The organism is Acidimicrobiia bacterium, assembly GCA_029210695.1.
In the GTDB taxonomy this organism is placed as follows: domain Bacteria; phylum Actinomycetota; class Acidimicrobiia; order Spongiisociales; family JAHEDJ01; genus JAHEDJ01.
The window spans coordinates 22,691-33,884 of the sequence record JARGFH010000040.1; the positions used below are offsets into that span (position 1 = coordinate 22,691).

The window sequence follows — 11,194 nt, forward strand, 5'->3', positions numbered from 1 at the left end:
TCACCGTTTGAATGCCCGATACTGCTGCTTCTTGACGGTCGCGCCGGCGGCGATAGCGTCACCACGCGCCTCCCAGGACAACACACCGGCCGGGACCGCGTCGATCTTGCGGGGGGACATGGGCCGATCTTTCTGAACGGTCCACATGCGACGTTTGTGGTCGTCGACCACGTTCAACATTTGGCGGCGGGCATGACCGACGTGCTGAGCCATTTGAACGTCACCGTCGTTGGAGAGGTCGCCGGCAGTGATCGCTTCGGAGTAGCGGCGCACCGCGTAGGCCATCTGCTTGGGACGGTTGGTCCACCACTCGAGAACAGTCTTCTCACCCCAACGGCCCTGCCACCGGTCGATCAAAGTTTCGATGCGTTGCGGGTCGCAGTAGACGCGCCACACTGAAAACCGGTCGAACGTTTCGACCATGGTCCCGTCAACGTCGTCGAGGGGATGTTCGTAGTCGTCGTCAGCGTCGGGGGGTTGTTCCCAAATCCCAATGACGAACTGGTGGCCGGTTTCAACCTCGGTACCGACTACAGCCAAAGCGTCATCCCAGCGGGCTCCGTCCACCCCGATCGTGATCAACGCCCCATCGGGGACAACCCGATCATCGACGCGCGCCTTCCACACTTCCGGGTCGAAGGCGGCGTCACCTTCACCCCGTTTCCGGTTGAGGAAAAACCGTTCGGCCTGACCTGGGTCACGGGTGAGGAGCTCAACAATCTCCATGTCGATCCGGTCCAGGTCAACCCAATGCGAATCCCCGTACACTTTGCGGAGCATCCGCCGGCGGTCACGTCGGTTGTTGATCGACCCCGACCCCGGATCCACATCATCCAGATAGACGCCTGGAGCCTGCGACTCTGATGTCTGCTGAGCTACCGACTCCTCGGTCGGATTCCAAGCGTTGGTGGTTTCAAGGAAACGGCCGTTCATGCCGGCCAGGTTGCGGCGTTGCGTGTCAGCCACCCGGCGGCCCTGATTGTGGGCTGTCCAACTGTGTGTTTCGTCCTCCACACAGAACGTGATCCGCTGACCAAGTCTGGAATGATGCGACGACGTGACAGGTTCGATCTTGCCGCCGTGGGGCAGGTTGATTCGGGTGCGGCCGGTATCGGGAATGTCAAACCGTAGGGCAGACAGTTCGATCATCGGCAGCAACGCCAACCAGACGTTGTCGGTCTGATCACCAGACACCGCCGTGACTTGAATCCACGGGGTTGCCCACGGTCGGCCAACCGGTTCACCGGCTGCGTTCCAACCGGCCGGACGGACCGGCCCTTCCGGATGGGCTTCGACGATAACCACCGCCGACGAGAACGGGCCCTTCCCCCATTTCTGTGGGCGGACCAACTGGCTGCCACGTTCGAAAACAAACTTGCCTGACTTCGGATCGATCCGGTACAGCCAAAGCAGATGATGCCACATCTCATCGGTGAGGAGATACGGTTCACCCACCTGATCCCCATCCGGAATCACACAGCAAGCCTCGATCAGATCTCCCACCTGATAGCCGAGAGTGGGGAACTCACCTGGATACTCAGGACCGCGCCACGGCACCTAAGCCTTCTTCTTGGCCGACTTGGGGTCGACTGCTTTCACCCGCCGTTTCGGTTCAACAACATGCAGCTGGTGGACTTCGGCGAGCTCCTCAGCTTCAGTGGGGAGCAGCCAGCGAAGATCACGGCGTCCCGGTTCTGTCAAACCGAGAGACTTCTTCAACCTGTCCAAACCGATCAGCAACGTACCGATCCCTTTGGTTTCTGAATGGGCCAACATGCGGGCAACCGTGTCCTCAATGCGGATCGCACGAGTCAGGTCCGCCCACTGTGACTCGATCCACATGTGCGCCATCGGCGACTCCCACCAGCGGATCCACGTGTACTTCGTCTCCTTGAGCAACCCACCCGACACTCGAGGCAGGTTCGGTTTCGAACCCTCATACGGTTCAGCCGGCAGAACCGTCCACTCGCCACGCTCCGGCATGTTGCGCCGGCGACGTTCGCCCGGCAGTTTCGGAGCGGGCCCTCTTCCAGCCATGAAAAACTCCAAACGGTGAAAGGTTACAAAGGACGGGTCTGACGGATGGGAACAGTCGGATAGACCCGTACACATGGAGAGAAGCTGCCCTCACCGGTCCCGCGGTGATGTGACTAGTTAGTGCCTCCCCACCCCCGACCGCGATGTAACTCTCGAGATCGAGCGGCCTCACGTGCAGTTTTCGCCTTATGACAGTCGACGCACAGAGACTGCAGGTTTGTTTCCGAATGATCGTCGTTGTTGACGATGTGATCTACCTCAGTAGCGGGGGCACCACACTTCACACAGCGATACCTGTCTCTGCGGAGAACCCGGACCCGGCGACGGTTCCAATCCTTTGGGAGTCTGGAGCGTCGAGTCGACCCAGTCCAAGGGGCCGGTTGATGTTGAATGCAACGGCCAGTCGACGACAGTTCCGGACATCCCGGCTCGGCGCATACCCTCAGCGAACGACGAGACACAGCGGAGCCCCTCTGCTTTTGCTGCTTCCCTCTTAGCCATCGAGAATATTTACGATATCGAAGGCGTCCAGGTCGGCGATAACCTCCAACAACATGCCGCGAATGTCCCAGTTCCTGATTTGGCGGTCGCGGATGATGTACAGGCGCCGGGAGCCGTCAGCATCAAGGAACTCGGCAACGATAAGGGCTCTAGTTGTGACTGTGGCCGCGTCACCTATGTCGGCTTCGATGTCGGCGCAGAGCTTGTCGACCGCTTCAAGGACCGGATCGTTCATGCTGTCTCTCGGGTGGCCGTTGCCCGGTTGCGAGGGTACCGGATCGGTTGATGGACCCAACACTCCGCATGTTTGTTGTACACCGACAGGACAGTCGCACAGTCAGCCTGCGAGCACACCCGGCCCGGTTGGAACCGTTTCCTCGGTTGGGTCGGATGGAGAACACGGTGCATTGCAGTCGACGACACGACGTTCATGCGGGTCACCTTCCCCCAAAGTTTCCGGCAGAAACTGCTACGAGGCCCCGGTCGGGACCCCGTGTGTAGGCGCACCTGTCGTGAACCTAATAACAGCACTGTAGTTCACCCCGTCAAAGCAAGTCAATCACTCAATGACGGTTGACGATCCAGACAAATGTCCCCTACAACCCTCAGGGTTCGTTATCAGGACGGGTGAGGGTGTCACCTAGAAGGCGCGCGGCTGCGGCGGTAGCAGTGCGAATGTTGCGGCCGGCGATGTAGCGTAGGGTGGTTTCGATCGACCGGTGACCTAGCAACTGTTGGACATCCTGAACGGGTGCACCCGCCTCCAACGCCAAGGTTGCTGCAGTGTGACGCAACGTATGGGGTGTGCACTTTTCGACCCCCACCGAGGTGGAGAGCTCGACGATGGTCTCCCAACCGGCTCGTCGTGACAGTGGCCGTCCTTCGGAGGTCAGAAGGATGGGGCCTTCCTTGCGGTCGCCGGCCGCCCGTCGTACAGCCTCGAGCACTGGCGGGGACAGAGGTTTCGCCTGACGGTGGCCCCCCTTTACCGTCACAGTCAAAACGTCGTCGCTGATATCCTCCAGACGGGCTGTGCACGCCTCGGCGATTCGCAAACCCACACCCACCATCAGCCACACCAAAGCATGCGCAGCAGCCGACCGGTCCCTAGCAGCCGAAATCAGCAGCCGGGCCTGTGCAGGGGTCAACCCAGACTTTTGGGGTCCCTCACCTTTAGGGCGCCGCAAATGGACAGTCGGGTCTGTCTCCACATGCCCCTCATCAGTCAAATACGAGAACAACGAATGGACGGCTGACGCTTTCCTCTGCACCGTCTTCGGAGCCAACCCCTTCCCAATCAGTTCGGCCAGCCACCGTTGAACCACCGGCCGTGACACCACAAGCAACCCCACATTCACATTCTCCAGGTAGGTGATGAACTGGGCGACATCCGTACCGTACCCACTACGGGTGTTCGGTGTCATGCCCACCAACCAGTCCGCCACCAACCCACGCACCTCACCCATGCCATCACTCATGCCATCACTCATCGGAGCAATCATATCCTCGCCTTACCTTCCGGGAGATTATCGCTCATCGTCCACGTCCTCAGTTCGCCTTCCATCGGCGGCGACACCAACCACAAATATCAGACCCAACCGGATCCACAGTGCCGATCAGAAGCGAGCCGATAGCCGGTTTGGTGAAGGCGGGACCGAGTTCGACGGCTCGGGTAAGGGCCGGGCAAGTCTCAAACAGGTGATCGACTGTGACGCCGGCATCACCCTCGTGGTGGCATGTCACGGATCGATTCCACAGTCAACACGACAATCTGAAGTCGCTGGATCTCATCTTCCCATTCGTAGTCACCACCAACCGTTGCCAGCTCATCGGCATAGAACGACTCGACCCAATCGACAGCCTCATACCAAGAATGAAATTGGAACCCGCCGTAGTCACCGATGTCATCGCCGTCCACGGCCTCGACCCAATACCGTTTGCTCTTGGCTGTCGGTGCAGCAACCACGTTCAAAGAGACGGTTCCCGTCGCCTGAGTTCCTGGGGTGTTGTCATTCATCAGACCCTCTCCTTCTCCTTTTGGTACGCCGCCCACGTTTCGTTCCATTCCCAGGGACGCTCAAACATGTCGCAAACCTCGGTAACGAGAGCCTTAGGCCAGCCGGCGTAATACCAGCGAACCAAGGCAACCACCTCGTCAGGGTCGTCATACCAGAAGCTTTCTAACGTTTCGATTCGGTGGTCGTTCATTTTGCCCATTTTTGGTTCCTTGTTTGGTGGGTAGATGTCGTGAGGGTCCCAGAGTTGGCATCGGTTCCCGTGTTCGCAACGAGCATTGCACAGGGTGTTGTCACTCATCGGACACGCTCGCATCGGACACGCTCGCATCCAGAGCAGCATGCCCCGCTGCCGTGAGCAGCAGACGCTCCTTCCCAGAATAGGTGAACTCAAACCGGGCCAACCCAAGTCGCACCAAACGGCGGGAATGCGGAGAAGACACATGAGAAGGACCCGACGAGCTTGAAATCCACATGGACCGACCTGCCGCTTGCATCTCTCGCATTCGGGCAAGGACAGTTAAATCCTTCTCGGTAATTACAGTGTTGTCCATTTTGGCTCCTTGTTTGGCGGGTAGATAATGTGCGTTATGTTCGCTGCCCAGCAGGCGAGTGTGGCGAACACATGCCAATTGCACGTCGACCCATCAGGCATCGGAGCGACACACAGAATCGACGGACTGACATGCCCCTCACTATCAATCTCATGGTCAAGAAGTCCGGCATGACCGTTAGCACACACCACCCAAACCCCAGACCGCCGATTCAACTCATCAGACGCCCAGGTGAGCAGCTGAGTCGGAATGCCGCGTTCGAGGGAGTGGCCGATCACAACTCGATCAGTCATCGTGAGGTCCTTCCAGTTTTCATGCGTACGTTGAACCCCGCCGACTGAACCGCGTCGAGCGCCCGCACCAACCACATGATGTGAGTGTGGCGGTGATCGTCTGATACGCTCGACCACTTCTCCGCGTGGATCATCCGATTAGCTTGCCCGCCGTCGAACGTGCTGCATTCACATCGGTGCGCAACCTTCGCCACGTCAACAAGCTGCTCGGCGGTGTAGACGCCTTTCGTGACCGGCCAGAGAGACGCCGCCCATTCTTCATCGGTGGGGATGTTGTCACCCAACTAGATCACTCCCTCGCCTGGTCCGCCACCGGTGATCACATTCGGGGCAAACCAGAAACATGCCACCCCGACCACCGTCTCGGTCGACGTATGAATCGACTACCACAACTTGTAACCGGCCCTTCTCGATCCCCACGACCTCTTCAACTGTGACACCTCTGTACGTATGTTCCAGGTTCCAGCCAGCATCGGCCCGATGATGACAGTTTGAGCACATGATGGTGTTGTCACTCATCTCGATCAGCCTCCCTGCTTCCACTGTGTACGCGGGGCATTTCGTCCCAGGTACACCCATCCAAGATGCGGCCCGCGGCCCGTTTGCCTACACGCCACATCTTCTGAAAGGCGCCGGCGCCGTTATCAAGAACGACCGACTCGGCAGAGGCTGGGATTCCCCCATAGGTCCACGACCACTCGCCCCATTGTTTGAAGAAGAACGGCACACCGGCTGTCTGACAACGACTACGAATATCCCGCACCCAGTCGGGGTGCATCGGGCGGGCCCCGGGTCCGGACTCACCACCAACAATCACCCAATCGATAGCGGATAAGTTGAGGGCAGGGAGCGGCCCCAACAGCGGTTCGAGCGACAGGAACCGCACCGCCGCCGATGTGGAGCGCAGATGGTTCGCCCGGAACGCATACCGGTTCTCTTCGATCGAGGTCCCCAGCCACACGTTCGGCAGCGGACCGAAGTCCTCACCAAACTCGTCATCTGTCTCATACCACTGAACCCACCGGGCCATCCGCTGTGGTCGTTTCGTCAGAATCTGAAAGACGTGAGCCTCCGCCCGCTCCATCACATGCCACACGCGGGCGATGAACTCCGGTGGCACATCGGGGTGGAACAGATCGGACATCGAGTTCACGAACACACGGCGAGGGCGCTTCCATCGCAACGGCTGATCCAACCGCTCCGGCAAACAGCGCACCAAACCAGTCCAATCATCCCTAATCGTGATGCCCCGATATGCCTCATTACCAGTCGTCTCGATACGGCGACTCATCGTGATCGCATAGCAGTTGTCACATCCCGGCGATACCTTTGAACACCCCAAAACCGGATTCCAAGTGGCATCGGTCCACTCGATCTTCGATCGATCACCCATCGGTTATCACCTTGCGTCTCCCTGTTTCCAGTCGTGTTTCTCACACCACATACGCCGGATCGTCTCACTCATCGGTTTCCACCCGCAGCAAAAAGTACGTCCCCACAGGTATGTCCCTCTCATCGGTTGGACCAAGATACAAGGACCGGGTCAACACCTCACCAGAGGTCTCAACGTAGATCTTCGTGACCTCAATCAGCGAGTCAAGCCGTTTGAGCATTCTGTCAACATGCCCATTGACCAAAGACGTTATCGCTCCGAACGGTTCGTTCATCAAACGGCGAGCGTCGTCGATCCATTGTTGATCTGTTCACCCTTTCCTGTTGACGAGCATTGATTCGTGTGCTCGTTGTGCCTGCTCTTTCATTACTTCTGCCATTTGGTTGTCACTCATCGGACACTTCTCCTGCTTGAAGTTTGAACTGTTCCCACTCCTTGATCGTCTCAAACGCTTCCATCCGACGTGCCACCGCACACCCCTCCAAAAATGCCGTCAACTTGAACAACCAGTCGGGCAGACTGTCAGCCACCGCCAATTGCAGAGAAGCGACCGCCAAACTGAACTCGGCCCGTTGCACCACCCACGGATCATGTAGCTTCTTCATCCCCATATCAGCCATCCCAACACCACACCAACACCTGTCCCATACAGGGCAAACATGACCATCACTATCAGCACCGGAGTAGCCCGGTCGATCGTTGCCTCGTCGTCCGCACCGACCCATACCTTCCGATACCCAAGCGTCTCACGGCAGCAATCACACAGATCATCGGGATAACACCATTCGGAGTCGGTGAGGCACCGTGCCCGATGTGGTCCCACTGTCCGATGCTCGAACGAGCCCTCCACTCCCTCAAAGTTGAGGATGTCGTCACTCACCGGACCGCGTGTTTCATCGTCCATTAGGGGGGTTCCTTTCGGGGAGTGGGTGGCCGCACCAGGCGCAAAACCGGGGCCACGTGATGTCGATTGGGTGGTGGCAGTGTCGACACAAAGAGCGTGCTTCGACCGTCCAACCGGTGTGAATGAACCCGGCCAAAGCATCAGCCCGACGGGTGATGTGGTCAAGTTCACGAGTGAGGAGGTTGTGCGCGTAAACAGGGGTGGGGTCAAAGCTTTGACCGGCGGTCGAACCTGACACCCTTTCACGGTCGGGGCGGATGGCCTGATTCGCCGACGACAACAAAGCCAGAGTATCGACCCGGTTCAGGTAGGCGCGCACTGTGGTAGCTGCTGCTGTGTCCAGGTTGGCGACAAAGCCCAACTGGTCGCGCAGGCCGGCAATGGTCCGATCTCGAGCTTGTACGGTGTCGACCAGATCGGACCGTTGCCGTTGACAGGTCTCCAAACGGTCATGCAGTGACGGCTGCCGGGATTTCGTCATCGGGCAGCCGTTCCGAGGACCCCGGTTTCTGTCAGAAACTCTCGAAGCAGGACTGCTACTTCGTGTCTACGCCCGTAGACGGTGCGTCCGTCGAGGATGTCATGATGGGTTTTGCACAGCAGAACCGCATTGTCAGGGTGGTTGACGGTTTTGGAGCCGCCCATACCCCGATGGTTTAGGTGGGCGCACTCGAGCGGGTTGCCTCTACCGGTCGGGAAGGTGCAGCCGGGCCAACGACAGGACACGTCCCGGACGCGCACATGCTTCGACAGGGCTGCCATGGACATCATGAGCTTCCCGCGCGGGATCCCGCGCGGCCTCGTATAGTCATCCAGACCTGGATAGTTGACAGCAGCAGGGCGGCTCGGTGAGGATCCCGCACCGCCATCATCAACAGCAGTGGGTGAGCTGTGTTCACAGAAGTGGGTGAGGTGAATCCACACACCCTCAAACAGGCCCAACGCCTGACCGGACACGATGCGACGGTCACACCGCAAACAGCGGCCACCATGTTTGGCCCGAAATGTTGCTTCTGGGACTGCTTCGATCAAAGGTGGTATTGGGGTGTGTCCGTCGCATAGGACGCAGGTGCCCGGGTCCATCAAATGCAAATCACACATGAGGGGTCGAAGCTTTTTGGGAGGTTTCACCGGCGGTGGGAAGGGCAGAGGCCATACCGGTGCGGGTGGCGTCACAAGCAACACAGATTGCTTCGCGCATGCCACCAGCAAGGTGGAAGATGGCCCAGCGGGGATGCCGGCAAAAGTCGGGGTCGGTTGGATCCACCCCCTCAGGGACGTCTGTTCTCGAGTGTGCTTTCGCAGCGGCCAACAGTTCAGACGGAGAGGGTGCCGATTTGCGGCCCTGCTCATACAGTTCGTGGACGGCCTTCCACAACGCCCGTTCCGGTACCCTCGAGAAGTCGGGGAACAGGGAGGCCACCCGTTCGGCTGATGCCAGCCAGCGGGTACCCGGCCAACGGGTTTCAATCCATTCCAACACGTCAGCGAACGTGTCCTCAGACAGGCGGTGCATCAGGCTCATGGTCGGCCACCCATCAACGTTTCCAACCTGCCGGCCACTTCCGGGCCGAGGAACGTGGCTGCCACACCACGCAGCACAGCCATGGCAGTGTTGGCACCCGTCATCCCATACTGGTCTTTGGAAAACAAAGCTTGGGCGCGGACGTCCAACCAGCCGGCTGTCCGATCAAACAGATACGCTTCCAACAGGCTGTCGGTCAGTTCAACCGACGGTTCCCCTGCTTCGATCCGTCGGCGGGTTTCAGCCAGATCGGTAGCCGGATGCATCAGCCTGACCCCCTGGCAACCTGACGGATCGCATCCCGACGTCGTTGACGGGCTGTGGCCGCCTGATATTCGTCACGGTCTACGTCTGATACGGCTGTCAACGGGTTCGACGAATGGAAGCGGCGCCAATGGGTCGCCAACGAACTCAACGTCAGTTTGCCTAACCCCCACTCGAGAACCAGCCGTTGTGCGATCGGTTGTAGTTCATCCGGATCCACGCCGGCCCGTAGCAGTTCGGTTTGGAAACGGCCTTGGAGTTTGCGTTGGGCTTCGGAGGGTTCCGAACCGACTGCTTGAGAGATTGCCTCCCACATTTGGTCTCGGACCGGCTTCGAAATGGGTGGCGGTCGAGATAGATCGACCGTAGGGAGATCTATCTCTCTGGTGGGAGCGGGAGCGGTCTCTTTAGAAACCGGCCCTGTGGCGCGCGCTGAGGACGTCCCACAGGGCCGGTCTTGACCTGAGGTTGAGACCGGCCCTGTGGTTCCGGTCGAGACGTCGGAGGAAACCCCAGGTGGAGGGGGTGTGGCGTCGTCGTTCACGTCGAAAACAGGCGGTTTTGAGGGTTCAGTTTCTAACCCGGCCCCCTGGGGCCGGGTAAGGATTGGGAGGCTGTTTTCAGTGTGGTCTTGACCGCATATACACTCACCGGTGTACCGGTTGGGAACGTGCAGCTGATATTCCTGAGCTTCACGCCGGCGCCGGCCCAACACTTCGACAAACCCCAGTTCGATGAGCCGGTCCAAGTTTTTGCGAACGGCCCGATCTGAGCTCACCGACGTGTACTCGGCCAACATGAGCTCTGGCACTTTGGCGTAGCCGACGTCGTTGGCCTGATCAGCGAACGCCACCAGCAGCAGTTTGAGATGGCCGGGTAGTTGGCGGCCTTCATGGCGGGCCACCCAGGCGTGTGGTGTGACATGATGACTCACAGGTTTGACCCCCGGTAGTAGGCGTGGACGGTGCCGTCGTCGTTGCAGTCGATCATCGCCCAACCCAACGTGTTGTCGCCTGTAGGTACAGCAACCGCTAAGCCGTGGTGGTGGGCGTCACGGATACCAGTGGTGAGAAGCATCGGGTTGTGGTTAGTCCATCCCCGATGTGACGCAAATTCGACAGCCAAAGCGTCCCGAACGTCCCAAGCGTCCCAAGCGTCCCGAACGTCCCAAACGTCCCAAACGTCCCGAACGTCCCAAACGTCCCGAACGTCCCAAACGTCCCGAACGTCCCAAGCGTCCCAAGCGTCCCGAACGTCCCAAACGTCCCAAGCGGTGTCGTACTGTTGGAGAGTCCAATCCAAACCCCGAGCTTCCAACGCCTCCCTCAGCGACACCTCCACATGTTCGGCATCCCATTCGGGACGGGCCAAAGCATCACGCCACAACAACACCGAGGACACAATGTCAGGATCCTGCAACGGCCGGTGCAGTGCTGTTACCGCATTCTCGAGTTCTTCACGGATGGCTTCACGCACCATAACCAGTTGGCTGGCACGGCATTTGTCACCCCGTTCAACCACCGGCTGATCTGTTTCGATCTTCCACAGACGGGACGGCCACCCGTCCGGCCACAACCCGCCAATTCGCAGGGCTGTTTCCGGGCTGCGAGTGAAGTTCCACCCTTCCGCACACTCTTTGTCGGATCTGTCAACAGTCACAGCCGGCAGCAGGGTGCCCGGTGTGCCGTCAAAAATCGGGGGGCCACCC

The 11,194-nt window shown here is 59.2% G+C and carries 14 protein-coding genes; all 14 read right to left on the reverse strand.

Translation table 11 applies throughout. The annotated features are described in order from the left end of the window. Positions 1-1,557, reverse strand: a complete 1,557-nt coding sequence (locus tag P1T08_12850) for a hypothetical protein (GenBank protein MDF1596960.1) — start codon at positions 1,555-1,557, stop codon at positions 1-3. Continuing rightward, a complete protein-coding gene (locus tag P1T08_12855) occupies positions 1,558-2,037 on the reverse strand; it encodes a hypothetical protein (protein ID MDF1596961.1) in 480 nt (159 codons plus the stop codon). 113 nt (positions 2,038-2,150) lie between these two features. After that, complete coding sequence (locus P1T08_12860; protein MDF1596962.1) at positions 2,151-2,321, reverse strand: HNH endonuclease; 171 nt, start codon at positions 2,319-2,321, stop codon at positions 2,151-2,153. Positions 2,322-2,530: 209 nt separating this feature from the next. Further along, positions 2,531-2,773: a hypothetical protein gene (locus tag P1T08_12865; GenBank protein ID MDF1596963.1), complete on the reverse strand. Its 243-nt coding sequence runs from the start codon at positions 2,771-2,773 to the stop codon at positions 2,531-2,533. 370 nt (positions 2,774-3,143) lie between these two features. Further along, on the reverse strand, positions 3,144-4,028 hold the full coding sequence (locus P1T08_12870; protein MDF1596964.1) for a tyrosine-type recombinase/integrase: 885 nt from the start codon (positions 4,026-4,028) through the stop codon (positions 3,144-3,146). A 230-nt stretch (positions 4,029-4,258) separates the two neighbouring features. Further along, complete coding sequence (locus P1T08_12875; GenBank protein ID MDF1596965.1) at positions 4,259-4,555, reverse strand: hypothetical protein; 297 nt, start codon at positions 4,553-4,555, stop codon at positions 4,259-4,261. An 841-nt stretch (positions 4,556-5,396) separates the two neighbouring features. Then, positions 5,397-5,684, reverse strand: a complete 288-nt coding sequence (locus P1T08_12880; protein ID MDF1596966.1) for a hypothetical protein — start codon at positions 5,682-5,684, stop codon at positions 5,397-5,399. A gap of 227 nt (positions 5,685-5,911) precedes the next feature. Next, positions 5,912-6,793 carry a phage Gp37/Gp68 family protein gene (locus P1T08_12885; GenBank protein ID MDF1596967.1) on the reverse strand — a complete coding sequence of 294 codons (882 nt, stop codon included), beginning with the start codon at positions 6,791-6,793 and terminating at the stop codon, positions 5,912-5,914. A 64-nt stretch (positions 6,794-6,857) separates the two neighbouring features. Beyond that, on the reverse strand, positions 6,858-7,067 hold the full coding sequence (locus tag P1T08_12890) for a hypothetical protein (protein ID MDF1596968.1): 210 nt from the start codon (positions 7,065-7,067) through the stop codon (positions 6,858-6,860). Between the two features lie 112 nt (positions 7,068-7,179). Beyond that, entirely contained in the window at positions 7,180-7,413 is a 234-nt protein-coding gene (locus P1T08_12895) for a hypothetical protein (protein MDF1596969.1), read from the reverse strand. After that, positions 7,395-7,697, reverse strand: coding sequence for a hypothetical protein (locus tag P1T08_12900; protein ID MDF1596970.1), 303 nt, complete (start codon positions 7,695-7,697; stop codon positions 7,395-7,397). Before P1T08_12900 ends, P1T08_12895 begins: the two co-directional genes overlap by 19 nt. Before the next feature lie 1,093 nt (positions 7,698-8,790). After that, positions 8,791-9,213: a hypothetical protein gene (locus tag P1T08_12905; GenBank protein MDF1596971.1), complete on the reverse strand. Its 423-nt coding sequence runs from the start codon at positions 9,211-9,213 to the stop codon at positions 8,791-8,793. Between the two features lie 5 nt (positions 9,214-9,218). Next, positions 9,219-9,488: a hypothetical protein gene (locus P1T08_12910; protein MDF1596972.1), complete on the reverse strand. Its 270-nt coding sequence runs from the start codon at positions 9,486-9,488 to the stop codon at positions 9,219-9,221. 928 nt (positions 9,489-10,416) lie between these two features. Beyond that, a partial coding sequence (locus P1T08_12915; protein ID MDF1596973.1) for a hypothetical protein occupies positions 10,417-11,194 on the reverse strand: 778 nt, incomplete at its 5' end.